Raw genomic sequence first — 26,076 nt, 5'->3', positions numbered from 1 at the left:
CTCAAAGGTATCAATAATTATAAAAAATAGTATTTTTAAAGCATAAAACAGATTGATAGATTTGCCTTACTAAACAACATTATATGAATAACTTCTCAGGCAAATCCACGGTACAAGAAATCAAAGCACGTTTCGACCAAGACGTTGAACGCTTTTCCAATTTAGAGACTGGTCAAGCCACTACCATTGACGCTACCTTTAGCATGGAGCTTATTGTTGATAGCATAATCGCCCATTCTCCCAATTTAAAAACAGTTTTAGATATTGGTTGTGGTGCCGGAAACTACACCTTAAAGCTTTTATCTAAAAAGACGCCTCTCGATTGCACTTTGTTGGATTTAAGTCGTCCGATGCTAGACCGAGCATATGCGCGTGTTACAGCAATTAACACAGGAAATACAACGCTCGTTCAGGGTGATGTCCGCACTGTTGCACTAGAAGAGAACCATTATTGTACAATAATAGCTGCCGCTGTACTCCATCATTTACGTGACGATAAAGATTGGGAAAAGGTATTTACAAAGTTATATCAACTATTGAAACCAGGTGGTAGCTTGTGGATTTCGGATCTTGTTGTTCAGGAAACAACCGCCATTCAACAACTTGTATACAATGAACGTTTTGGTAATTACTTGGTTAATATGGGCGGTGAAAACTATAGGGATAACGTACTCGACTATATTGAAAAAGAAGACAGCCCCCGTTCTCTCAATTTTCAACTTGATCTCTTGAAAAAAGTGGGATTTCGCCATGTTGAGGTTCTTCACAAAAACTTATGCTTTGCCGCCTATGGTGCAATTAAGTAGGGTCAACTGTTAGTTCAATCGATAAAAAAGATCTTCCCATTCCTCATCTAAGCTTTTTTGGGGCATTACTTGTTTCGCACGATTGTACCAATACGCAGCGTTCCATAAGTCTCCCTCTTTTCGATGGAGATAAGCATGTACGTGGGCGGAGTTGGCGTCATTCAGATGGTCAATTAAACCATGAGCTAAGTTCCATTCTCCTTTTGCATCGTACCATAATGCTTGAAGGTGAACAGAAAGCTCTTTTGGTGGATAATCCAAAATCAATGTATCTTTAAAAGCTTCCAGTGTCAAAACAATTCGGGTTTAGTGAGGGGTAAAGGTATAAAATTAAATTGGAAAACAAGTACCTCAAGATTTGCTTGTTAAACTATACAAACCGTATAAACACCTTCATTATCCTTATAAGATATACTATTGATTTAATGTTATTTAGCGTAAATTATTATGCTTACATAAAGTTTTGGCATAATTTTTTCTATGCTATTCATGTTATAAGAAACACTGAACAAATAAAGTATTATGAATAAGATCATCGCTTTATGCTTAATGGCCAGTATCGGCTTTACAGCATGTAACAATAATAGTGCGAAGGAAGAAGCCTTAGCGAAAGCGGCGGCTCTTAAACAAGTGAAAGACAGTTTGGCATTGGACAGCTTTCGAAGAGCAGAAATCGCTGAAAAAGAACAACTAGAGCAAGAGAAATTGCAAGCACAAGAGATGGAGACCCAGGCAGCGAGGAATACAAGTTATAGCGAGCCGGAACAGGGGAGCCAGTATTACGAAGCTAGTGAATCAAATACGGCTCCTGTGGCAGCCAGTACCCAAAAGAAAGGGTGGAGTGACGCCGCCAAAGGGACTGCAATTGGCGCAGGAGCAGGAGCCGTTATGGGAGCGCTAATAGATAAGGATAAACGCCTACGAGGCGCGGCAATTGGCGCTGCTATCGGCGGGGCCGGTGGTTATGCCATAGGTCGAAAGAAAGACCGTCAAAGCGGTCGAGTTCAATAGAATATATATTAAACCATATATATTAAACTGAGATCCTGCTAGGTTAACCGCTAGCAGGATTTTTTATTTGCGTACTCCTTCCGATGGCCAGGCAAGCTTGCTCATAAACATTAGCTTCTGTATCAAGACATCACCTTTCCTAACACTTCATCAATCATTCCATATCCTTTGGCCTCTTCCGCCGTCATCCAATAGTCGCGATTTGAAGAGGTATGTACCCATTCATAAGACTGGCCACTATGGTCGGCAATAATTTGATAAAGCTCTTTTTGAAGTTTGAGTATTTCGCGTGCATTAATTTCCAAATCAGCTGCCGTTCCTTGCATACCTCCCGAAGGTTGGTGAATCATTACCCGAGCATGCTTCAACGCCGCCCTCTTTTTATCGGTTCCGGCACATAAAAGAACAGCGCCAAACGAAAGGGCTATACCTGTACAGATTGTAGCGACATCCGGAGTTATATACTGCATGGTATCGTAAATCCCTAGCCCCGCATAGACAGAACCTCCCGGGCAGTTGATATACAGCTGAATATCTTTATGAGGGTCGGTTGATTGCAGAAAAAGCAATTGGGCCTGAATAATGTTAGCCACTCGATCATCTACGGCTTCACCTAAAAAGATAATACGGTCAATCATTAACCTGGAAAATACATCCATCTGTGCTACATTCAGCTGCCGTTCCTCCGTTATATACGGTGTCATGGAAGCATAGACATTCCGGTTAAACCACCTTTCATATTGGTCAAAGGTATTCCCACTCATCCCATAGTGGGATACAGCAAATTTTCTAAAATCCATATTTTATCTGTTATTAGTCTTTAGTTGTGTAATTAGCAATCGGCAGAACGTCCTCCATATGGGCTAATTCTTTCTCTCCTGTTTTTCAATCCGGCCAACCCCTATCAACCTATTGGAAATAGCGTTTAATCCGCTGAATTAAGGTTTTATGTTTAGGATTATGAAAAAAATCGTGCTCTACCGTTTTTAGTTGTTTACGCAATTCCTGTTGCCCATATTTTTTTATAAGCTTATACGTTTTCTCTTGCCAAAAGAAATCATCTTTTAGCGCTGAATCTATTATTAGTCGCGCGTCCAATAGCAACCGTGCTTCTGTATCCAGCTCATTATGTGAATAAGCATCGAGTAAATACACATTATTCAAGGAAGTCTTCATAGTGTAGCGATTTTTCTTTAATGAAAGCTCTAACTTTTTCCAGACATTTGAATTTCTGGACAGTTGCCGAACGTTCGCTGCTAAAGCCAAATTGTTTGGCTAATTTTCCCATGGAGATTTTATCATAGTAGAAAGTTTTTAGCAAATTTAGACAACGGTTTCCGACTTTTGTCAGCAAGGCCAGCAAACGTTCATCAGACATTTGTCTATTTGTATCTTCATCCATCATTTCTACATCAGCCGATAGTGGTTCATGGTTAAGTCCAAGCTTATATTGATGGTTCCAAAGATGTTTAACAACACCGAAAATATAGGCTGGAGCGGTAGTTTTGATAAGGTGTCTATTACATACGATTTGCTCATAGTATATTACGAGCGCATCCTGAAATATATCTTTTGCCTGCTCCAATGTTCCACCTTTTTTACTGATGTACTTAGCAACCGAGGGAAAAGTCTCACGGTAGAATGTTGTAAACAAATCCTTTGAAAAAATTACGTGCTCTTCACACGCCTCTGATATTTCCATATTCTTCGTTTTTATTGGGATGTGTATAAAAAAATCAATATATCACCCTCTAAATTAAAAAAATTTAATCTACTGTTTGTTATCAACAACCGGCGTCAATGGGCCCCTGTTTCTGCAAGCAAGATCTAGGCTATTTATTAGCATTAAGTTTTAAGTTATAGATTTGAAGTATTACGTTGCTACTTAGACAATTGTTTTGATACTGGACACCCGTGTTTTGACACTAATGATAAGTAATAACGACCCAAATTAATAGCACCCCTGAAATCAGGGATTTTTGCTTTTTTTAAGTCAAAATAAACAATAAATCCAGTTTCCTTACGCTAATTATTAGCATATTCGCAACACCTATTTAAATTAATTTCATTCATAATATGACATTAGAACAGCAATATTCAACTATTCTAAATAACATCAGCCAAAACTCGCTCAATCCAAAAGTTTATGATCGTTCGTCACTACACCATCAAAAAACCTGGTTTGAAGGACTGGCCACCTTGGAAATAGCTGTCCATAATTTACCCCAACAAAAACAGGAAGTCGTTGACTTATATGAAGAGCTCTTTTCAGAAGGTTTGGACTTTAAAGCCTCATATGAGTTAGACGAGATGGACTACGCATTTTATTGGGATAAGATATTGGCGATTTTAAGTGCACTCGCTATCCATCATACAGAGGTTTATGCGCAAATTGCTTTCCAATACAATGAGACCCGTCGTATGTATCGTAACAATGCTAAATTCCATTATTATCTCAACTTAGCTATTGAAACAAATGTTCCCGTGGCCAAAGCGGTTGCAGCTTATTTTTATTACTATGGAATCAATACAGAAAAAGACAAAGAAAGAGCCAGTCAGCTCTTCCGTGAAGATAGTGGTGACTGGAGTGTACTTTATCAAGCCTATATCCAACTGAACGAGAAGCAGTTTGAATTTCTGCCTGCTGTTATTGAGCAATTAAAAAGCAGCAGTGACAAAAAGATAAAAAAGAATGCATTGATTTTAGAAGGTAGTTACTTAGAGGCGATTGGGAAGCCGGAAGAAGCGCTATCGGTTTTTGAACAATCATATAAGAGCGATTATTCTGCGTTTTCATTAACTAGAGTCGCCTTTATAAAACACATGCTAGACAATACGCATAAAGAAGCATCCATGAAGCTCTGGAAAGAAGCAGCCAGCCTAGGTTCTATAGAAGCGATGAATTATCTTGGCGTCAACACCTTTCCGGAAGTTTATACCCAAGAAGCCTATACTGAAACCGTTCGTTGGTTTTCTCTTGGATATTTGTACAACAATGCTTACGCTGCTTACCGTTTAGCTCTTATCAGGCTTTATGTTGAAGGTTGGGAAGAGAAGGCTATTGGCTTTCGTCTGCTAGAAGAAGCCATAGAAGGAGGGTCGCTAGATGCACTTATTGAGAAAGCAGAGATTTATACAGAAGGTCGAATAATTGAGCGGGATGAAAAAATGGCCTTTGAGCTTTTTCAAAAAGCCGCTAAAGAAAAAGATGCTCCTTATGCTTACGTACGATTAGGCTATCTTTATGAAATCGGTGCCGGCCCGGACGGTGAAAAAGACGCTATAACAGCTTTAGATATGTATGAAAAGGCCGTCGAAAAAGACCATCCATACGGTTATAGTAACGCGGGACGCATGTATCGTTATGGTATAGCCGGAGAAATAAATATAGAAAAAGCAAAGGCTTACTTTGAAAAGGGAGTCGAGCAAAACATCCCCTTTTCAATAACAGAATTGGCGTTCATGTATGAAGATGGTACCTTAGCTCAAGATTATAAAAAAGCTTTTGAACTATTTGGCAAAGCAGCCGAAGGGAATAGTGCTTACGCGATGTACTGTTACGGCCAATATCTACAAAATGGCTATAATGATGGAGAAAAAGCTCCCGAACAAGCCTTCTATTGGTTTCAAAAGGGGGCTGAGCTTCAGGAAGTCAATTGCATTTATGAAACCGGTCGCTGCTATCGTTATGGTCTCGGCGTAGAAGAAAACCCCGATCAAGCACTGTATTATTATCAACAGGCAGCCGATGCCGGTTATCCCCGTGGGTTGGTAGAATTAGCGCTTTGTTACGAATATGAATATGGTGTAAATTTCGATGCTGAGAAGGTCTTAAACCTTATGATAAAAGCTGCCGAACAAGGCTACGCTTTCGCGCAATATAAAGTGGGGGTATATTATATGCATGGCAGCTTGGGCGAACAGGTTCCTATCAATTCTGAACAAGCAATTATGTGGCTTAACAAAGCGGCAGATGCGGGTTATCCATATGCCTATGTAGAACTCGGAGATTATTATTTATGGGATTATGATAATCTAAATGAAGCGGATAGAGCTTTTGCATTCTATGAAAAAGCTTCCGAACAGGATGTAATAGCAGAAGGATTAGGCGTTTGTTATGAGTACGGTATAGGCATCGATTATAGTATGAGCGAAGCTTTCAAGTATTACGAGATGGCAGCGAACAAGAACGTCATTGGTGCCATGTACCGATTGGGAAATTGTTACTTAAATGGTAATGGAGTAAGTGAACAACCGGAAGAAGCATACAAATGGTTTTTTAATGCGGCACAACAGGGTAATGTTCCTTCTCAATATCTATTAGGAAAGCTTTTGCTGAAAGGGAAAGGTGTAGCCATGAATAAGGAAGAAGGTATTGAATGGTTACAAAAAGCAGCAGAGCAGCAGTATGCTGCTGCACAATATGAATTAGGCAATTGCTACTTGATGGGTGACGGCCTAGAAGAAAATGAAGATAATGCGATGTATTGGTTTGAGCAAGCAGCAGAAAAGGGACATGAACGCGCCATCAAAATTGTGGGTGGTAATAGAAGATGATGTCAAATGAAGGATAAACAACAATCATATTTATTCCAAGTGAATTTAAAGGGAATGATTTCCCTATTGTCTGAACACCTATATAGCAACCCCAATACCTTTGTTCGCGAACTTTTACAGAATGGTGTAGACGCCATTACGGCGATCAAAACTTTGGACGAACAACATATTGGCAGTATACAGGTTCACCTGAACGAAAAGCGCAATGAAGCAATATTTGAAGATAATGGCATTGGTCTGAAAGAGGATGAAATCCATAAATTCATTGCAGTTATCGGTGAAAGCTCCAAGCGAGAAGCATTTGAAGCGAATGATTTTATCGGTAAATTCGGTATAGGTCTGTTGTCCTGCTTTGTTGTCAGCAACGAAATTATATTAGAGACGCGGTCAGCGTTGGCAGACAAAGTGCTTCGATGGACAGGCAAAGCCGATGGAACCTATCAATTGGAAAGGATTACAGAAGAACGACCGATTGGTACGCGTATCATTCTACAGGCAAAAAAAGAATGGGCACATCTATTTACAACTTCGGCCTTTGAAAAGAATCTTCGTTTTTATGGAGATCTACTCCCCATACCGATTACACTTAGGAATGGCCATGAGGCTATTTTAATTAATGAGCATACAGGAAAGTGGTTAAACGATGATTACACGAAAGACGAGCTACTTGAGTTGGGTAAAAGCACTTTTCATACTAATTTTATCGATGCCTTTCGCATAGATGCTCCAAGTGGAAAATTAAAGGCCGTCGCTTACGTGCTGCCATACAAAACACAATTCAGCGGTAAGCAGCAACACAAATTATACCTAAAACGTATGTTTTTGAGCGAGGATGACTGTAGACTGCTTCCGAAATGGGCATTCTTCATCCGCTGTATTATTAATACCGATGGATTAAGTGCCACTGCATCACGAGAGTCTCTTATGGTGAACGGCGAACTGAAGGCGACACAGAAGGAAATTGCAGAAGGTATTAAATCCTATCTAAAAACGATCGGGGTGGTTGATCCTGCTATCTATCATAAGCTGATCAGCACGCATTACCTTCACTTAAAAGCGATTGCGGCAGAAGACGTCGATTTACTGAAAGCATTCATGGATGATTTACCTTTTGAAACCAGCAAAGGGATAAGAAGTTTTAAAAGCATTAGAACCTACCAGAAAAACATTTACTACACGGCCAATATTGACGATTTTAAGCAATTAAGACGAATTGCCGAGCCGCAGGGATTGATGGTCCTCAACGCGGCTTATACATTTGAAGAAGAATTATTAAAAAAAATGCAACGATTGGACAGCGCTTTGTCCATTGAAGAGATCTCTCCTGTTCATTTGTTGAAGAGTTTCCGGGATTTGGACGAGGTGTCAGCAAACGCCTATATGAACTTCACCGAAAAAGCGCGGAAAATTCTAGAGACTCTAAATTGTGAAGTCACCGTTAAACGTTTTCAACCAACCGATATTCCGGCAATCTACATCGCCTCGAATGTGAACCATACAGGAAAAAGCAGCCATATCAAAGCATCTGCAAACAATCCCCTGGCAGCCACATTAGGAGCATTTACACGGACGAATGAAACAAAACCACAATTATGTTTCAATGCCGACAATAGCTTGATTCAGGCTGTGTTTCCGATTAAAGATTCGTATGTAGTTAATTCGATTGTTCATATTTTATATGTCCAATCACTTCTTTTAGGCAAATATCCGGTAAGTGATAAAGAAATGAATCTTTTCAATGAAGGACTTCATAATATGCTGATTATGGGGATTGATAATTTTATAAACATTTAATTGACAGAAATGCGTTACACGTTACAGATACAAAAGTTACTAAATTTAGCGGAGGAACTCCCTCCACATTCCAAAGATCGGATTAAACATTATTTACAGGCAATCCGTTTAGCCGATCAAAACGACGACGTGGAATGGGCTTTCGAACTGAGAATCGACTTGTTAGATGCAGAATGGGGACTAGCTGATCGGCAACACTTTATTCCCACTTTTACATGGCTGTTAGATGCTTATGATCATAATCCGGATTTATTCGATGCAGAAGAACTCCTTTGGAAATATAAATGGATTATTGACGAAGTGTATTCTAACCCCGACGTCAGTCTCGAACAAACAGAGCAAATACTTGCTGATTTCAAAAGACGTATAGAAGCAGAAGGTTACGGGTTGAGAGCATATTATACTAAACAATTGCACGAAGCTTTAGACCAGAAGGATGTAGAGCGAACACGTTACTACCTCGATTTAGTAAATAGCGTCCCGCGGGATAACTTAAGTGATTGTCAAGCCTGTGAAATGGATACCGAAGTGTTAGCACTGTTAAATGTAGGCGATTTTAGGGCAGCTTACGATAAGGCGCAACCTCTATTGGCAAAGCAGTATTCCTGCGCACATGTGCCACTTGTCACCCATTGCAGTTTGGCTTATTACGGCATAAAATACGGTGCAAAAGAGATTGCCTTGGAACAATTTAAATTGGCGGAAGAATCTTTAGTATCAATCAGCGATACCAGTTTAGTACGACCTACCGGCCAACTTATTACCTACCTGTTCCATGTAGATGAATCGCTGGCATGGCAATATGTAGAAAAATATCTACCATGGAGTTTAGAAAGCGACAGAAACCGTACTTTCTTTTTTGCAAAGTATATGACAGAAGGCTTAAAACAACTCTCCTCCGACCAAACCGCCCCCATCGAGCTTCCTGTTGAGCATCCTCTATACAACGAAAAACAACATTATTTAGTGAACGACTTGCTTCAGTATTACTATCAACAGGCTAGCGATTTAGCAGAGCAATTTGATAGCCGAAACAGAAATAAGAATTTCGCAAAACAGCTTACAGAATAAAAACTGAAGTAGGTGTCTCCTATATTTGTTTCAAGCAAATGGTAGGAGACCCTCTTTTTCTTATAATACACCGACTGTAATACTGGAAGGATGCTTTTCGTCATGATAAATCCGATGAGTGGCTTTCTGAAAATCCTTGTTCTCTGCCTCTTTATAAATATCTATAAATTTCTGCGGATTACGATCGACCAAAGGAAACCACGAGTTTTGGATTTGGATCATGATACGATGCCCTTTTTTAAATGTATGTGCCACATCAGGCAGCGTATAGTTGACCGCCGTAACCGCTCCCGGTATAAAAGGTTCGGGCTTCTCAAAACTATTACGGAATTTTCCTCTCAGAACTTCGCCCCTAACTAGCATTTGATAACCACCTAGTAAGGTTCCTTTCGGATTAGGTTCCAAATTTGGCGTATCATCCGGATAAACATCGATTAATTTCACCACGTAATCTGCATCGGTTCCGGAGGTAGAGACTTTTAATTTCGCCATTAAAGGGCCTACCAACGTGATGTCTTCGGTCAAAATATCGCTTTGATAAACCATGACATCAGGCCTTTTGGAAGCAAAACGCTGGTCGTCGATCATGTATTCTCTACTCCTTGATTGGTTAACTCCGTCCTGATAAGGAACCGGAGCATTGGGATCACTTACATACTCGTCAAAACTATGCTGCTCTGTTGGTTTATGGAAACTTAATTTACCGTTAGATTGCAGATAAAGTTCTCTATTGGTACTTTCTTTCGGAGGCCAAGTATTAAAATGTTTCCATTTATTAGTTCCTGTCACAAAAACAGTTGCTTCTGCTGCATCAAACGAACCTACTCCCTTCAAATAATAAGTAAAAAAGGGTAATTCCAAATTCTTTTGGTACCAAGTACTAGTTTCCTGTCCAAAATGGATATCGCCGAAAAAGTCACCTTTGGACCGCACCCAACCTCCATGAAACCAAGGCCCCATGACGAGCCGGTTATTTGCCTTCGGACTGCGTTTTTCGATCGCTTTATAGGTATGAAGGGCACCATATGTATCCTCCGCATCAAAAAAACCGCCTACAACCATAACCGCTGGCTTGATATTGTCTAAGTGGTTAACAATCTCGCGTGCTTGCCAAAATGTATCCAGCGTTCCATGTTCCATAAGATCATTCCAGAATCGAATGCTATCTCCAAAATAACGCTCTTTAACATGTTTCAGAGCACCTATTTGCATAAAAAAACCGTAGTTATCATTCATATTAAATTTAACTCGCTGTGGAGCATTCGCCGGTGTAACCGGTTTTGGTCTTGGAACACCAAAACTACTGTAGAAATTAAAGGCGTCTGCCAGAAACAACGCGCCGTTATGATGAAAATCGTCTCCCCTAAACCAATCAGTTACCGGTGCTTGTGGAGAAACGGCCTTCAATGCCGGATGTGCACCAGGTAAGGCCGCAGTTGAATAAAAACCAGGATAAGAAATTCCATAGAGGCCGGCTTTCCCGTTGTTATGGTCAATATTCTTCAATAGCCAGTCGATCGTATCAAAGGTATCACTGCTTTCATCTATTTGATGCTTTTGTTTCTTTTCTTTGATATGCGGTCGGATATCCTCATAAACGCCTTCGCTCATCCATTTTCCCCTTACATCTTGATAAACAAATATAAAACCCTCTTTAATAAACAAGGGATCTGGCCCTAAGGTATTTTTGTAATTATCTTCCCCATAAGGCGCAACTGTATAGGGTGTACGATTAATCAAAAAAGGGTACTTTTTGGTTGTGTCTTTTGGAATATAGATTGATGTGAACAGCTTAACGCCATCTCTCATAGGAATATAACGCTCAATTTTAGTATAATGCGCCCGAATATAAAGCGAGTCCTCATGCTGCTGCGCAAAAACGCTATTGAACAGAAAAAAAACAATAAAAAAGAAAGGGAGTCCTAATTTTATCATACGAAAAGCTTTTAAAAAGGTAAATATAGACAGCAATATACTTTAAACAAAGCAAAAAAGCACACAATTACTCTTTTACAAGAATTGGTTGCCAAATCAATAGATCATTTTAAGTACGCTGTTTCCAGCCTTCGTATCCAAGCGTTTTAAAAAATTATATAAATCCATTCTTTCGTAATATAAAACATCCAATATTTTTTTTCTTAGCTTTGCAGAAGTGAAAAAGTTATTTGCTTTCATATTAACCTTTGTGTACCTCGGCATTGCCACAGGTTTCAGCACATACAGCCATTATTGCATGGATCGTTATGTGGAAACTTCTTTATGGAAAAAGGATATGAGCAAATGCGGTGTTTGCGGCATGAATAAAAGCAAACAAGCTTCCGAGAAAAACTGCTGCAAAGAAGAACACAAGCAGGTTAAACTCGAGAAAAAACACCAAGCTTCTCAAGTTGTTTATAAACAATTTAAACTTTTTCAAGCGATTGTACCAGCGCCTGCTTATGACGTCTCGATGCACAAACCTGTGATCAATGTAATCACAGGACATCCCGTTAGCCATGCCCCACCCAATAAGGCTTATACGAGGCTGTATAGGCTGAATTGCACATACCTAATTTAAACCTTCCATTCGATAAGCTGTTGGCATTAGTTCTGCAAACGGCTATTTTTCCCTTATAACTCATCATTTATAATTCATAACTATATTGCCATGGTCCATCGCATTATCGACTGGTCGTTACGCAACCGTTTTATTGTATTAATTCTAAGCTTGGGTCTATTTGTTTGGGGTGTTTTTGCCGTAAAGAAGAACCCCATCGATGCCATCCCTGATTTATCTGAAAATCAAGTAATAGTGTTCACCGAATGGATGGGGCGCTCACCTCAATTGATCGAGGATCAAATTACCTATCCGTTAGTGACTAACCTTCAAGGCTTACCACAAATCAAATACGTTCGAGGAAGTTCGATGTTCGGCATGAGTTTTATCTATGTCATTTTTGAAGACGACGTGGATATATATTGGGCACGCGAGCGAGTACTGGAGCGGCTCAGCACAGTAGGCAATACCCTTCCTGACGGTGTTACGCCCGGTTTAGGCCCAGATGGTACGGGGGTGGGACATGTGCTTTGGTACACCTTAGAGGCCCCCAATATCGACTTAGGGGAACAACGTGCAATTCAGGATTGGTATGTAAAATTTGCCTTGCAGAATGTTCCCGGTGTAAGTGAAATTGCATCTTTCGGAGGATTTCAAAAGCAGTATCAAGTAACAATCGACCCTAATAAGCTTCTGTATTATAAGCTCTCTGCTGCTCAAGTGATTAATGCGATCAGGGCAAATAATAACGAAAGCGGGGGACGAAAATTTGAAATGAGTGACGTCGGTTATATAATCAAGACCAACGGATACCTTCAGTCTGTAAAAGATATTGAACGTATACCTATAGGTAACCAGCAAGGTAACGCCATTTACTTATCAGACGTCGGTGTCGTACAAATGACCGGCGAAGCGCGTTTGGGCATATTTGATCAAGATGGAGAGGGTGAGCGCGTAGGTGGTATTGTAGTGATGCGCTATGGTGAAAACGCGGCTGTTGTGACCGAACGTGTAAAAGAAAAAATGAAAGAGGTAGCTAAGGGGTTACCCGAGGGTGTAAAATTTGATATTATATATGATCGTGGCGAATTAATTCAGGAATCGGTAGATTCAATCAAGCATACACTTATTGAAGAAATGGCGGTTGTTTCACTGGTTGTCATACTCTTTTTATTTCATTGGCGAAGTGCGTTGAGTATTATCATTCAAATCCCCATTACTATAGCTATCAGCTTTATCCTGTTGAATGCTTTCGATATCTCCTCTAACATCATGTCTTTGACAGGCATTGCCTTAGCCATCGGTGTCATAGTCGACAATGGGATCATTATGAGTGAAAATGCTTACAAACACCTCGCAGAGGAATACGCTATGAAAAACAAGAAAAGATAATAACATGAGCTGGATAAAAAATTTATTTAAACGTACGCCGCAATGGATATCGGAGCAGAAACGCATTGAAATTATCGCTAAAAGCAGCAAGCAAGTCAGTCGAGGTGTGTTCTTTGCAACTATCATCATCATTACCTCATTCCTGCCCGTCTTTATGCTTACGGGGCAAGAAGGCAAACTCTTCCATCCTTTAGCTTTCACCAAAACCTTCATCATGTTGGTAGATGCTTTATTGGTTATCACGTTAGCGCCGGTTTTGATTTCCTTCTTTATGAAGGGAAAGTTCAAACCCGACCAGGCAAACCCTGTCAACCGGTTTCTGGAGAAAATATACGAGCCGATCATAGAAAAAGTACTCACTTGGCGTAAGACCACCTTGGCCATTAATATGATAGCATTGCTAATTACCATTCCTCTTTTGAAGAAATTAGGTACCGAGTTTATGCCCCCGCTCGACGAGCAGAGTATTCTTTTCATGCCGGTTACACTTCCCGATGTCAGCAACAGCGAAGCAAAACGTCTCCTCCAAGTGCAAGATAAAATAATAAAAAGCATCCCCGAAGTTGACAAAGTACTCGGTAAGGCAGGGAGGGCTAATACAGCAACGGACAATGCACCTATAAGTATGATTGAAACGATTATCATGCTAAAGCCAAAGGACCAATGGCGCGAAGGGATGACAAAAGATCGACTAATTCAGGAACTGGACAAGAAATTGCAGATTCCCGGCGTAGTAAATGGTTGGACTCAACCTATCATCAACCGCATCAATATGCTGTCCACCGGGATCCGCACGGATGTCGGCATCAAAGTTTTCGGACAAAACCTAGACACCATTGCAGCGGTTTCCGAGCGAGTTAAAGCCGCACTGGAAGGCACTTCGGGCATTCAGGATCTATATGTGGAACCGGTGACGGGCGGCAAATACCTCACCATTGACATCAAACGTGATGCCTTAGCTCGTTACGGACTCACTGTTGACGATGTAAATCAAACGATAGAAAGTGTGATCGGCGGGGAAACTATTGGCCAAACCATCGAAGGGAGAAGGCGGTTCAGTATCAATATTCGATTGGCGCAAGATTATCGAAATAGTTTAGCCCAACTTAATAGAGTGCCTTTGCAAAGTAGTTCTTTCGGCAACGTACCGTTAGGTTCGGTGGCCAATCTTCGTTTCGAAAATGGCCCTCCGATGATTACTTCTGATAATGCTTTACTTCGTGGAGCTGTTATGTTTAATGTACGCGACCGCGACTTAGGAAGCACGGTTAAAGAAGCTGTTGAAAAACTAAATGCTTCCGGAGGTATTCTGCCAACGGGATACTTTTTGGAATGGAGTGGACAATACGAGAATTTGATACGCGGACAGCAAACATTATTATGGATTGCACCAATTGTACTCATTATTATCTTTTTCGCTCTGTATTTCGCTTTTCACTCTTTAAGAGAGGCTTTTCTAAGTCTAATAACTATACCTTTTGCCCTCATAGGTGGCGCCTATATGATTTATTTCTGGGGAGTTCATCTTTCTGTGGCCGTAGCTGTGGGGTTTATTGCTTTATTTGGTATTGCTGTAGAAACGGGAATTGTGATGGTCATTTATCTCAATGATGCTATGCAACAATTGGTAAAAGAAAAAGGCAATAGCCGTGATACTATCACAAACAAGGACTTAAGAACATATGTCATACAGGGTGCAGCAAAACGACTTCGTCCGAAAATCATGACAGTATGCGTTTCGCTTTTCGGACTTTTACCCGTGTTGTGGGCAACAGGGGTGGGCACGGACGTCATGCGACCGATTGTACTACCAATGATTGGCGGCGTACTTACCTCTTCGACACATATTTTATTGGTTACACCACTCATATTTTTAATGACCAAAGAATACGAGTTACGCAAATATGGAAAATTGGAAATTTATGATGCGAAGCATTAAAATATCGACATACCAAAAGCGAGTCATACTGTTAAGTATGATAATTTGCTTTCTCATTAATAAAACTCGTGGGCAAACGGCACAAGCTGAAATATTGTCTTTAGACACTATTTTAACACGTATCGAGCAACAGAACATCAAACTGAGAGCTTACGACTTAAGAAGTAAGGGCTTTTCCTATCGTGCCAAGGCATCAACTGGATGGATGGCACCTATGGTAGGCGCAGGAACCTTTATGACACCTTATCCCGGGCAGCAAATCATGGAAGATAGTGACAAAGGTTCGATTATGTTTAACATTGAACAGGAGATCCCTAATCCAAGCAAGCAAAAGGCAAATAGTAGATATATTGCCTCACAAGGCGCTTCAGAGACAGCCAAACGGGCAGTCAATCTCAACGATTTGAGAGCGCAAGCAAAAAGCCTCTACTATACGTGGCTAATTGCCGAAAAACGCATACAGTTGCTCAACGATAACGAGAAGATCATTCAAAGCATGAAACAACTGGAAGCGATACGCTATGAATATAACCAATCGCAATTGGGCAATGTATTTAAAACGGATGCGCAACTGGAAGAGAACCGGAATATGTTGCGCATGCAAGAAGCAGAAATTGCACGTTCTAGGGCTTGGCTTAATAGCTTGATGAACGTTCCAGGAGATATCAAATTCAAAATTGATACCAACTCGACTCCCACTTTTGAGCCTGTAGCTCTCCTCGACACCTTACTACTAGCGACACGTCGACAGGACATACAAAAGATGAATGCCGATATGCAAACCATGCGGTATGGGATTGATGCGATGAAACAAGAAAGAAAACCTGATTTCAAAATCCGTTTTGATCACATGAGCCCTTTAGGAAAAATGATGCCCAACGCATATAGTGTAATGGGAATGATAAGCATACCGATTGCACCTTGGAGCAGTAAAATGTATAAGAACGAAACGAAGGCTATGCAATTTGAACTTGACGCGATGCAAGCAGAGCGAAAAAGCATGTTGTTGGAGAGCCAAGGGATGTTATATGGCATGCAGGCAGAGATCAAAACAATGAAGGAACGAATTGATCGAATTGCGAAAAAGATAATCCCGGCACTTGAACGATCCATGGAAACTAACTTTCAGTCCTATCGCGAAAACAAACAAGATCTTCCGGTAGTACTGGCAGACTGGGAAGCACTGAACATGATGAAAAACACCCTGTTAGATGAGCAACTAAAGCTGTATTTAATGATTGCAAACTATGAAAAGGAACTCTTTAATTAACTTATACAGTTTGGGCCTGTTTTTGCTTACTTTAGGTTGTTCGTCAGCACAACGAGAAACAGGTCACGCAGCTTCGCATGACCATTCACAAATAGACTCGGGTATCCGTGAGCTGACAAGGCCTACTAATCAAGCAATAGTGACCCATGCAGCTACGGTGGAAGCAGAAGCGGGCATGAAAGTTTTCCCGGTACACATAACAGGGCGAGTGAACTATGACAGCAAAAATAATACTGCTGTCAGCAGCCGGGTAGCTGGTCGGCTGGAACATATATATGTGAAATATAACTTTCAGCCAGTTAAAAAAGGGCAGCTACTCTTTGAAATATATTCTCCTGAACTGGTAGCCGCGCAACGGGAGCTTTTGTTATTGCAGAAATCGGAAGAACAGAAACTACAATCTTCTGCTATTCAAAAGCTTCAGTATCTAGGAATGACTTTTGGGCAGATACAGCAGCTCATTAAAAGCAAACAGGTAGCCTATCGCGTGCCGATTTACAGTCCTGCCAGCGGTTATATTGTCGAAAAAAATGGAACGGTGCCCATTACGAATGCGGGCAGTCTGACTTCTGTAACGAAGGAGGAAAGCGCCATGGCCAATATGGGATCCACTCCTACTCCCAGCGCTCCTACCAATACAGGTCAGCAGCAGGCATCGAATTCCTTACTGATGCGCGAAGGGCAATATGTCACCGCCGGACAAGCTATTTTTACCATTTATAAAAACAATGAACTGCTAGCTGAATTTGCTATTCCGCCTTTTTGGGCGCTCAAAGTTAATAAAGGCAAAAAAATATTATTCAAAAGTGTAGACAACCCTGATCTATTATATCAAGCGACTATTGGTCTTATCCAGCCAACTTTCAATAATGGCGAAAATTTTACTGTGGCAAGAATATACTTAAAAAACAGCAAATTCCCGGTAGGTCAACTTCTAACGGGAACCATTGCCGTTACGGAAAACCATGGTTATTGGCTGCCTAAAACGGCCGTAGTATCCTTGGGAAACAAAAGTATTATTTTTAAACAAGAAGCAAACACATTCCTTCCTGTCCCGGTAGAAGTTGGAGTTCGTACGGAGGAAAAGGTGCAGATACTCACACATATCGCGTCTTGGCAAATTGCCAAACACGGTGCTTATTTAGTAGACAGCGAAGATTTTATTATAGCAAATAAAACACCTGGCAATGAGTTATCCAACGGTGAATAAATACATTAAGACGAAAGGAGTAGTATTCATGGATATCTATGCGGCCATTAACAAGGACTAATCATTCACATATGAATAGAAAAAAATTTATACAGGTCTTATTGTTGACATCAGCAATGCCTTCACTCTTATGGGTGGCATGCAACAAGCAAAAGGGGCAACAGACAACAGCAGTCGAAGCTACTTTTACATGCCCCATGCACCCGCAGATTGTACAGGACCATCCTGGCACCTGCCCCGTTTGCGGAATGGATTTAGTACCATTTGATAAAAACAATAAAGATAAATTTCTCACTTTAAGTGCTGATCAACAAGCACTAGCGAATATAACCTCCATGGCTGTTGGTATCGGTAGTTTAAATAATTACACGGCTATAAGTGGAAGGCTTACCGTTAATCCAGAACAAACAAACTATATCAGCAGCCGAAACGCAGGCAGGATTGAGGATTTATACATTAAAGAAACCGGTATTCCCGTTAAACGAGGTCAGGCAATTTTCCGATTATATAGTGAGCAACTGCTAGCTTTACAAGAAGAATTCCTAATGACCCATAAGCAAACAATCGAGTTTTCCAACGATCAACGATTCGCCGATATCTTTAAAGCTGCAAAACAAAAGCTGCTATTATATGGACAAACTGAATCACAATTAGCCTCCCTGCTTAAGGATGGGAAATCATCGCCTTATATAACGTTCTATGCGCCAAGCAGTGGCATTGTAGCGGAGCTCTTCGTTACCGAAGGCCAATACCTAGACGAAGGCAGCTCTATACTCCGCTTAGAGGGCTACGACACGATGTGGGTGGAAGCTGATATTTATCCAAGAGAAGCAGCATATATTAAGGAAGGAGAGGAATTGAAAGTGCTTGCAAACGGTGACCCAAATAATTTACTGACAACGAAAGTGCAGTTTATTACCCCAAATTATCAGAGCAACACCCAAATTATGCAACTACGAGGCTCAATATCAAACAAAGGTCATCTATTGCAAGTTGGTATGCCGGCCACCATCTTGTTACCAAAGGGGGAACAAAACAAAGTTCTAATGGTGCCCAGCAAGGCAATCATCCGCGAAGAGAATCAAAGCCATGTGTGGATAGCTAGTGGTGGCGGGAAATTCGAACCACGATTTGTCGAAACGGGCACTGAATCTTTTGACGACACTGAAATTATTGCCGGTCTTACCCCTGGAGAAAAGGTTGTAGTGAGTGGAGCTTACCTTTTGTATAGCGAGTACGTATTAAAGAAAGGAGCGCTTGTTAATTAGTCAGTAAAAACGAATTTTATTAACTTCACTTCAATGGTATTTATGCGCTCACTATGTTCGATTATCCATGTTTTTCTGCATTAAAAAACGGATCTATTTTAATAACTAATAAAATAACAAAACAATATGAAAACAACAGATTTTAAAATTGGTATAGCGGCGCTAGCTGCTTTATTTATACTGGCTTCCTGCAACGGGGAAAGTCAGTCATCAAAAACCGAGAATGATCATAGTCAGCATCAAACAGTAGCAGAAAGAGACAATCCCCAAGCTCCTAAAACAAAAAATGAGGCATTGGATGCGCTTTATCCTCATTATCTTGCTTTACAGGAGGCACTCGTTGCCGGCGACATAAGTAAAGCAAAGGAAGCTGGCTTATTAGTAGAAGAAGCTGGTAAACATGTCGACGGCGCTAAGGATCTTCAAGAAGCTGCCTCACAAGTTTTATCAGCAGAAAATATTAACAGCCAGCGAGACGCTTTCTCTTCACTAAGTAATGCACTTATAGAACTTATTAAAACACATGGTGTAGCAACAGGCGAGTTTTATGTAGCACATTGTCCCATGGCCTTCAATGACAAAGGTGCCAACTGGTTAAGTCCGACAAAAAGTATTAAAAACCCATACTTTGGAGACAAAATGCTTAACTGCGGAAGCGTAGAAGAGACATTGAGAAAGCTCTAAGAAGTTTTTAAGAATTAGCATATTTCAGGGGCAATTGAAGAGTATGCTACTTTCTTTTAGTCAGAAATTTGGCTAGTTTTGTCATCATCAAAACAGTGTGTCAACTATCGGGCAGAACGTTTCTCGCTTTATCCGATAGTTGTTAACCAATTTCGTTTTATGATTAAAAAAAAGCTACTATCGTTATCCATATTGATTTTTTGTTTCTACATTTCATATGGCCAGTCATCCCTGCAAAAACCATTTCAAGATTGCCATATTACCGGCAGTATCACCATATACGACTATAATCAAAAAAAGTGGATAAGTAGCGACATTGAAGATAGTCATCAACCTTCATTACCGGCATCGACCTTTAAAATCTTGAATACACTTATTTTACTGGAATCCGGTGTTGTAAAAAGCGAAAAAGAAATCGTCGCATGGCCCGGTTCAACTGACACGGTTAAATATGGTTATAGGCCAGATATTTATCATAACATGGATATGGAAGAAGCTTTCAAAGTATCTGCAGGCTGGGTATATCGGGAATTAGCGAAAAAAGTAGGAAAAGCGACATACAAAGATTACCTCATCAAATGCCATTACGGAAATGCTGACGTGTCGATCAATGATCCTGACTTTTGGAATTATGGGACTTTTGCCATTTCTCCGGCGAATCAGGTTGAGATGTTAATCAATCTTTACGAGGAGAAACTACCATTCTCACGACGATCTTACCGGATTCTGAAAAAAATGATGGTGGAAGAAGAGACAGCAAATTATCTATTAAGAGCAAAGACAGGTTGGACAATAGACGGTGGTAAGGATACCGGTTGGTGGATTGGTTATGTAGAGCAAAAACGGCAAAAAAATGTCTATTTTTTCGCTACTCGTCTCATCAAAGACCGAAAAACCATAAATAAGCAGTTTGCTAAATGCCGGAAAGAGATAACCAAGAGAATTTTGAAAGAACTGGAAATGCTTCAATAAAAAATCCACCTACTGACGAATCAGCAGGTGGTTCTCTACACTTAAAAGTATCCAACCGTAACTGTAGAAGATCTTATGTCGTGGTATCGCAGCGCGATACAGAACGTCCAATTACTTTTCTACGAATCCATCCGGATCTTTGGGATGGAGTGTACAAAAGTATATAATAGTTTCTACTTTTTTATGTTATAATTATATAAATGATAATTTAATGATGATTCTATGCGGTTTTTGTGTGAAAAATTGTGAAAAAAAACAATAAAGCCCTATATGTATTAAGTTTTGGATCTATATATTTTTTGTTTTAAAGAGAAGCGCCCGTTATATATAACGGGCGTACACTTCTCTAAAATAGGCATTTAAATACCTACTTTGGGCTACGGTTGGATTAAAATCTCTCCGACAATGGTATTGACAATACTAAAAAATCAGTATTACAGTTATTTACAGCAAAAAGTTTTTTCATCACAAAGATAGAGATACACCTCCTATCATTTGAAAGCTAAAGTACAATTGTATATCGCCTACTTCCAAAACGAGAAAAAGTGAGAAAAATATTCACACCTCATAAATTATTCTTTCAATCTTACTGCCCTTTTTATTATTTCATAGTTATGCTATCCGTCATCAATGCCGCAGCTGAAATATGTACCTGCTTTTATAATTCGGCCGAATCATTGTCGTTTAACGCGCTTTAACTACATTTGCTTAATACGCAAATTGATCTCTTTTTTATGTTGAAGAATCTCGTATATATCTGCTCACTTTCACTCTTATTATTTGCAACCGTTTTATCCAGTTGCAATAAAGCAAACGCCCAAGGATATCGTCAATTGACGATTTCTGATTTTAAAGGCAAAGCGGATCCAAAAAGTCCCTTTATATCGCATGTGAAATTACGTATCGGCTATCAATCAACCACACTTAAACGCGTAGATTCTTATCAAGTCACGTTTCACGTTTTCTTAGATATAAACCCAAGAGAGTCTTGGATAAAATTCGACAAAATCAAAACACCTGAAATACTCGCCGAAGTATTAAACCATGAACAGGGTCATTTTAAAATAGGTTTACTCATGCAGCATGAATTAATTAGCCGGCTCAATGCACGAAAATACACCTCACATTATAAGCAGGAGGCCGCTACTCTTTTTAATAAAGTCTCCAATAAATACCAGGCAATGCAGCTCCGGTATGACGCGGAGACTGAGCATATGATGAATAGAGCGCAACAGGCCATTTGGGATAAAAAACTGAACCGATCTATAGAAGGCCTGAATTTGCTAATGGATTGACACTTGATATTCGGGATAGCTAACAGGCACATAGAAACGTTCAAATAATGTGGCTTCATCCCCATGTGCGTCCTGCCGGAAGGTAAAATATTCGCATGAAATCAGTATACCTACTTCTTGCTTGCTAAGTGTAATCTTTAAAAAACCGTGATGGGTATCACAATAATTTTCAAGTTGCACCTGTCTCATAATAGGTAAATTATCTACTACTAAAGGATTACCCGGTTCAGCTATGCGGTGCAGATCAGCGTATCCCCCTGCCCCAGATACTACATAAGGAATCACAGAACCATCGGCGTATCGTTTACTAAATCGCTGATAATTATGCACATGACCACTAAGCACCAGATCCGGTTTGACTCCCGCTGCATGAAATGCGCGTTCTAAAAAAGTTATCATATTTAAACTGGAGCCATGATTCGTATCAGCCGAGTAGGGAGCTTGATGAATACAAACAATGATGGCTTTTTTAGGACGCTCTGTGTGTGCCGACAATAATTCTTGGATAAACCATGCTTCTTGCTGCTCTGTGATAAAGCCGTATTTGGTAGCATTCCCATATAAACAAATGATATTAGCCAGCGGCGTAACCAAAGTCCAATAGACATTAGGTTGTATCATACTGAAACGATTACTTCCACCGGAGAAAGCAATTTTGTCACTTGTCTTCGCGCAGAAAACCTGTGTAAAAGCTTCTAAACTATCGTATCCCTCCGAAGATTCCGGATTGATATCCGCGTCATGATTACCCGCCAAGGCAAATATGGGTGCCGGGTACTGTTCGTATGGTCTAAAAAACTGCGCCGGATACTCGCTTGCCTCACCGTAATTGTATACGACGTCACCCATGTGCAACATAAAAACGGGTGTACACGAGTTATTTTTTGCAAGAAGCTGCTTAGTCATTTCTCGGGCCACTTTATGCTGAAATGTCCTTTCTTTCATACTTCCGGTATCTCCAACCACATGAAAGCTCATGGTGGCTGTCTGTTCATCGATTTCCGGGAGAATTTGTTTTAACTTCAATCTATATGGCCATTTCCCACTTGGAGCAGGTAAAGGTTTAATTTTAAAAGCATCATCTATCAAACTTCCCAGTAGTACTGGCTGCCTCCTAACATTTGTCATAACACATCAACTTATAAATTCCATTCCGACTAATGCAAATGTACACAGCAAGTATTATACCTTTATTAAGATATCGCGTTGTTAATATTAAGAAAAGCATGCATGTTTAGTTGCGTATACCATGTATTTTTTCTAAGTTTAGAATAAATTAAAGCTAATCCAAAATGATTAAATATATCTTTTTTATATGCATCTGCTTCTCAGCACTCAGATCGGTCAAAGCCCAAGATAAAATTGACGATATTACCATTTACCCTATCGAACACGCAACTTTTGCAATAACTTGGAAGGAAAAAACGCTTCTATTTGATCCAAGCACAGAAAAAGAAAAGTTAAATAAAGTAAAGAGCCCTGATCTTATTTTTATAACAGATATACATGGTGATCATTTCAATATTTCCAGTCTAAAAAATCTTGATCTTTCGAGATCAATACTCATTGTTCCCCCTGTTGTTGCCGAGCAATTGCCGGACGAGTTAAGAAAACAATCGCATCTGATCAAGAACGGTGAAACTGTCGACCTAAATGATATAAAAATCGAGGCCGTACCTATGTATAATCTCCCTGAATCCGCTGACGCATTTCATACAAAAGGTAGGGGAAATGGTTATATTATTACGTTGGGCAACAAACGTATTTATATAAGCGGAGATACTGAAGATATTCCGGAAATGCGTGAGTTAAAGGATATCGACATTGCTTTCCTCTGCATGAACTTACCTTACACCATGACCGTTAAGCAAGCTGCCGAAGCCACCCTTGCATTTAAACCGAAAATGGTCTATCCTTATCACTATAGAGGTCAAAATGGAAAAAGCGACATATTCAGTTATAAGCAGCTCGTAAACGAAAAAGATTCATCTATTAAAGTGATTATACGTGACTGGTATCTTCGTAATCCGTAATTTCATTGCGCTAACCTATCGCTAATGAATAGCTTAGCGCCTTTTTGTCAAAGGCCCTTAAATATTTGCATCAATTGATGGTTATGTCGCTGGGTATGGAACTGTATAAACATCAACCATTCGTAACGTGTAAGAAAGCCATAAGTTGGAAATTCAAAATCTAAACATACGACCCTCAGGTCTTCATTCTGAATAATATCAACGTATCGCTGCTTGTTAAGTTCAAGATCGGTTATCAATTCATCTCTATTAAAAGGTCCATTTTCCGGGTAAATAAAATCCGGCGACTCCATTTTTATCTCAAAGTTTAGGAAAATATCTTGTAAGGATTTCACATATAAGTCCACTTCGCGTACTGGCTTCTCTACATGGCTATCAGGTAAACCGCCAGTAGCCTTAATGACATGATCGGCCACTTGTCCCGCTGTCCATTCACCCATATTCCGTTGGTGATTGATTTCCTGACGATCGAACTTTGAGATCGATTCTATAAACGTGTCGAACGTTTTCTTTAATGAATTCGACAACTTCTTTTTGTCAACTAACATAATCCAATGTGTTTATTACAAAGGTAGGAGGTAATCGGATAGCTAACCGGGTAGAAAAGCGACATTCTAAGGGTAAAAAACGAATATATAGATCGTCTGTTATTACATTGCATCCGTCAAAACAAAAATAATCAGTAAAAAAGTAAAAAACATTTGGTAACCATTTGGTTTCTTTTTAAATTTGAAACCAAATGGTTACATATAAATAAACACATGGAAACTAGACGAGATGTATTTCAGGCAATAGCCGATCCTACTAGACGTGCAATTATTCAATTGATAGCTAAACAGCCACTTAATTTGAATACGGTGGCTGACCGTTTTGACATTAGCCGGCCGGCCGTCTCAAAGCATATCCGCATTCTTACTGAATGTGGCTTGATAACAATTCATCAGAAAGGCAGGGAGCGCTTTTGTAACGCAAATTTGCGTTCATTAAAAGAGGTATCGGAGTGGGTAGAAAAGTATCGTACGTTCTGGAATGATCGCTTGGATACATTAGAGGATCTTTTAAACAACGAATAGATCTCTAAAAAAATGAACACGAGCAGCGCTCATTAGTCTATGATTTGGATCTAGCTGTCTTCTTATCTAGAACCTATGATATCAAGTTAGGCAGGATGCTCAATTGGTAAAAAAGAATTAAAACAAAAATGATACGAATATGGAAAATTATGGAAAAATCATTGCGCCAGGCACTATTCGCTTTGAGCGTTTACTGCCAGGCCCCATTGAACGTGTATGGGCTTACATTACTGAATCTGATAAAAGAGAAAAGTGGCTGGCCAGCGGCGAAATGGACTTAAAAGTTGGCGGTAAGGTCAATTTACATTTTGTTCACGCCAATCTATCATCCTATCAAGAGACACCTCCCGACAAATATAAGTGTTATGAACACGGCAATAGCTTCAGTGGCACGGTAATTCAGTGTACACCACCCTATCTATTGACTTTTACATGGGGAGATGGTTCGGAAGTGACGTTCGAACTTCACAAACAAGAAAAAAAGATATTATTAGTATTAACCCATCGTCACTTAGAAGCTGTCGAAGCACGCATCAGCGTAGCTAGCGGTTGGCATACCCATCTTGGCATTCTTGTTGCTCGATTGGAAAGACGCGAACCGGCAGGTTTTTGGGGTGTACATAACCAAATGGAAAAGGAGTATACTGAAATATTAACCGAATTATAGATAAAAACGTTATGGAAAATCAAAGAGCGCAAGTTGAAGTCCAGATGCTTATAAGAAGACCTGTTTCAGCAGTTTACCAAGCTTTCATTGATCCGGCTATCACTAAGAACTTTTGGTTTACGAAAGCGAGCGGACCGTTAGAAGTGGGAAAGACTGTTACTTGGGAATGGGAAATGTACAACGTTTCAAGCGATGTTACGGTAAAAGAATTAATTAAAAACGAGAAAATATCCATTGTATGGAACGAGCCCGCAACAACCGTAGATTTTCTTTTTACGGCGATCGATGAAAACAGGACTTACGTTGTTATTAAAAACTACGGATTCCCGCAGACAGGGAACGAATTGGTACAGGCGGTGAATGACAATACAGGCGGTTTCACCACCGTTTTAGATGGATTAAAAGCTTACTTAGAGCACAATATTAATCTAAATTTAATTGCCGATAAATTTCCGAAAGAAATAAGCTTGCATTAAGAAGATACGTATATTGGCGTAA

General features: G+C 40.0%; 25 protein-coding genes. 18 read left to right on the top strand and 7 right to left on the bottom strand.

Going from position 1 to position 26,076, the window contains the following annotated elements; translation table 11 throughout:
* Nucleotides 1-83: 83 nt before the first annotated feature.
* Nucleotides 84-806 carry a class I SAM-dependent methyltransferase gene (locus tag FKG96_RS11510; protein WP_149105535.1) on the top strand — a complete coding sequence of 241 codons (723 nt, stop codon included), beginning with the start codon at nt 84-86 and terminating at the stop codon, nt 804-806.
* 9 nt (nt 807-815) lie between these two features.
* Here FKG96_RS11510 and FKG96_RS11505 read toward each other — a convergent pair whose 3' ends face one another.
* On the bottom strand, nt 816-1,100 hold the full coding sequence (locus FKG96_RS11505) for a hypothetical protein (protein WP_013666084.1): 285 nt from the start codon (nt 1,098-1,100) through the stop codon (nt 816-818).
* A 228-nt stretch (nt 1,101-1,328) separates the two neighbouring features.
* On the opposite strand from FKG96_RS11505, the gene FKG96_RS11500 reads away from it, so the two are divergent.
* Complete coding sequence (locus tag FKG96_RS11500; protein WP_013666083.1) at nt 1,329-1,817, top strand: YMGG-like glycine zipper-containing protein; 489 nt, start codon at nt 1,329-1,331, stop codon at nt 1,815-1,817.
* 122 nt (nt 1,818-1,939) lie between these two features.
* Here FKG96_RS11500 and FKG96_RS11495 read toward each other — a convergent pair whose 3' ends face one another.
* The 3 genes from FKG96_RS11495 to FKG96_RS11485 all read right to left on the bottom strand — a co-directional run bounded on the left by FKG96_RS11495 (nt 1,940) and on the right by FKG96_RS11485 (nt 3,519).
* On the bottom strand, nt 1,940-2,617 hold the full coding sequence (locus FKG96_RS11495; RefSeq protein ID WP_013666082.1) for an ATP-dependent Clp protease proteolytic subunit: 678 nt from the start codon (nt 2,615-2,617) through the stop codon (nt 1,940-1,942).
* A 109-nt stretch (nt 2,618-2,726) separates the two neighbouring features.
* Nucleotides 2,727-2,993: a hypothetical protein gene (locus tag FKG96_RS11490; protein WP_013666081.1), complete on the bottom strand. Its 267-nt coding sequence runs from the start codon at nt 2,991-2,993 to the stop codon at nt 2,727-2,729.
* On the bottom strand, nt 2,974-3,519 hold the full coding sequence (locus FKG96_RS11485) for an RNA polymerase sigma factor (protein WP_013666080.1): 546 nt from the start codon (nt 3,517-3,519) through the stop codon (nt 2,974-2,976). Before FKG96_RS11485 ends, FKG96_RS11490 begins: the two co-directional genes overlap by 20 nt.
* Nucleotides 3,520-3,893: 374 nt before the next feature.
* Here FKG96_RS11485 and FKG96_RS11480 point away from each other — a divergent pair, with 374 nt between their 5' ends.
* From FKG96_RS11480 to FKG96_RS11470, 3 genes are read left to right on the top strand one after another with little or no spacing between them, the layout of a single operon-like run.
* The gene (locus tag FKG96_RS11480; protein WP_130857615.1) at nt 3,894-6,374 is read left to right on the top strand and encodes an SEL1-like repeat protein; all 2,481 of its coding nucleotides are present in this window, start codon (nt 3,894-3,896) and stop codon (nt 6,372-6,374) included.
* 6 nt (nt 6,375-6,380) lie between these two features.
* The gene (locus FKG96_RS11475) at nt 6,381-8,168 is read left to right on the top strand and encodes an HSP90 family protein (protein ID WP_130857616.1); all 1,788 of its coding nucleotides are present in this window, start codon (nt 6,381-6,383) and stop codon (nt 8,166-8,168) included.
* A 9-nt stretch (nt 8,169-8,177) separates the two neighbouring features.
* Nucleotides 8,178-9,239, top strand: a complete 1,062-nt coding sequence (locus tag FKG96_RS11470) for a hypothetical protein (protein ID WP_130857617.1) — start codon at nt 8,178-8,180, stop codon at nt 9,237-9,239.
* A gap of 60 nt (nt 9,240-9,299) precedes the next feature.
* Here FKG96_RS11470 and FKG96_RS11465 read toward each other — a convergent pair whose 3' ends face one another.
* Nucleotides 9,300-11,174, bottom strand: a complete 1,875-nt coding sequence (locus FKG96_RS11465) for a CocE/NonD family hydrolase (RefSeq protein ID WP_130857618.1) — start codon at nt 11,172-11,174, stop codon at nt 9,300-9,302.
* A 217-nt stretch (nt 11,175-11,391) separates the two neighbouring features.
* Here FKG96_RS11465 and FKG96_RS11460 point away from each other — a divergent pair, with 217 nt between their 5' ends.
* From FKG96_RS11460 to FKG96_RS11420, 9 genes are all read left to right on the top strand, one after another.
* Nucleotides 11,392-11,796 carry a hypothetical protein gene (locus tag FKG96_RS11460; RefSeq protein WP_013666075.1) on the top strand — a complete coding sequence of 135 codons (405 nt, stop codon included), beginning with the start codon at nt 11,392-11,394 and terminating at the stop codon, nt 11,794-11,796.
* A 90-nt stretch (nt 11,797-11,886) separates the two neighbouring features.
* A complete protein-coding gene (locus FKG96_RS11455; protein WP_013666074.1) occupies nt 11,887-13,167 on the top strand; it encodes an efflux RND transporter permease subunit in 1,281 nt (426 codons plus the stop codon).
* 4 nt (nt 13,168-13,171) lie between these two features.
* The gene (locus FKG96_RS11450; protein ID WP_130857619.1) at nt 13,172-15,106 is read left to right on the top strand and encodes an efflux RND transporter permease subunit; all 1,935 of its coding nucleotides are present in this window, start codon (nt 13,172-13,174) and stop codon (nt 15,104-15,106) included.
* A 37-nt stretch (nt 15,107-15,143) separates the two neighbouring features.
* Nucleotides 15,144-16,376: a TolC family protein gene (locus tag FKG96_RS11445; protein WP_242627355.1), complete on the top strand. Its 1,233-nt coding sequence runs from the start codon at nt 15,144-15,146 to the stop codon at nt 16,374-16,376.
* Nucleotides 16,354-17,586, top strand: a complete 1,233-nt coding sequence (locus tag FKG96_RS11440; RefSeq protein WP_130857621.1) for an efflux RND transporter periplasmic adaptor subunit — start codon at nt 16,354-16,356, stop codon at nt 17,584-17,586. The genes FKG96_RS11445 and FKG96_RS11440 overlap by 23 nt, the downstream gene beginning before the upstream one ends.
* A 71-nt stretch (nt 17,587-17,657) precedes the next feature.
* A complete protein-coding gene (locus FKG96_RS11435) occupies nt 17,658-18,854 on the top strand; it encodes an efflux RND transporter periplasmic adaptor subunit (protein ID WP_013666070.1) in 1,197 nt (398 codons plus the stop codon).
* A 126-nt stretch (nt 18,855-18,980) separates the two neighbouring features.
* On the top strand, nt 18,981-19,538 hold the full coding sequence (locus FKG96_RS11430; protein WP_130857622.1) for a DUF3347 domain-containing protein: 558 nt from the start codon (nt 18,981-18,983) through the stop codon (nt 19,536-19,538).
* 159 nt (nt 19,539-19,697) lie between these two features.
* On the top strand, nt 19,698-20,510 hold the full coding sequence (locus tag FKG96_RS11425; protein WP_130857623.1) for a class D beta-lactamase: 813 nt from the start codon (nt 19,698-19,700) through the stop codon (nt 20,508-20,510).
* 734 nt (nt 20,511-21,244) lie between these two features.
* Complete coding sequence (locus tag FKG96_RS11420) at nt 21,245-21,805, top strand: DUF922 domain-containing protein (protein WP_130857624.1); 561 nt, start codon at nt 21,245-21,247, stop codon at nt 21,803-21,805.
* On the opposite strand, the gene FKG96_RS11415 is transcribed toward FKG96_RS11420, so the two are convergent.
* A complete protein-coding gene (locus tag FKG96_RS11415) occupies nt 21,794-22,933 on the bottom strand; it encodes a metallophosphoesterase (RefSeq protein ID WP_130857625.1) in 1,140 nt (379 codons plus the stop codon). The genes FKG96_RS11420 and FKG96_RS11415 overlap by 12 nt on opposite strands.
* A gap of 164 nt (nt 22,934-23,097) precedes the next feature.
* Between FKG96_RS11415 and FKG96_RS11410 the strand changes: the two genes are divergently transcribed.
* Nucleotides 23,098-23,838: an MBL fold metallo-hydrolase gene (locus tag FKG96_RS11410; RefSeq protein ID WP_130857626.1), complete on the top strand. Its 741-nt coding sequence runs from the start codon at nt 23,098-23,100 to the stop codon at nt 23,836-23,838.
* Between the two features lie 47 nt (nt 23,839-23,885).
* Here the strand turns inward: FKG96_RS11410 and FKG96_RS11405 are convergent, their stop codons facing one another.
* Nucleotides 23,886-24,386, bottom strand: coding sequence for a DinB family protein (locus FKG96_RS11405; protein WP_013666063.1), 501 nt, complete (start codon nt 24,384-24,386; stop codon nt 23,886-23,888).
* A 213-nt stretch (nt 24,387-24,599) separates the two neighbouring features.
* On the opposite strand from FKG96_RS11405, the gene FKG96_RS11400 reads away from it, so the two are divergent.
* From FKG96_RS11400 to FKG96_RS11390, 3 genes are all read left to right on the top strand, one after another.
* Nucleotides 24,600-24,911, top strand: coding sequence for a helix-turn-helix transcriptional regulator (locus FKG96_RS11400; protein ID WP_165447043.1), 312 nt, complete (start codon nt 24,600-24,602; stop codon nt 24,909-24,911).
* 139 nt (nt 24,912-25,050) lie between these two features.
* Nucleotides 25,051-25,578: an SRPBCC family protein gene (locus tag FKG96_RS11395; RefSeq protein ID WP_130857628.1), complete on the top strand. Its 528-nt coding sequence runs from the start codon at nt 25,051-25,053 to the stop codon at nt 25,576-25,578.
* 11 nt (nt 25,579-25,589) lie between these two features.
* Complete coding sequence (locus tag FKG96_RS11390; protein WP_130857629.1) at nt 25,590-26,054, top strand: SRPBCC family protein; 465 nt, start codon at nt 25,590-25,592, stop codon at nt 26,052-26,054.
* Nucleotides 26,055-26,076 lie beyond the last annotated feature (22 nt).

This window comes from Olivibacter sp. LS-1 (assembly GCF_008245145.1).
GTDB lineage: Bacteria > Bacteroidota > Bacteroidia > Sphingobacteriales > Sphingobacteriaceae > Olivibacter > Olivibacter oleidegradans.
This window is presented reverse-complemented; position numbering and strand designations above follow the sequence as displayed.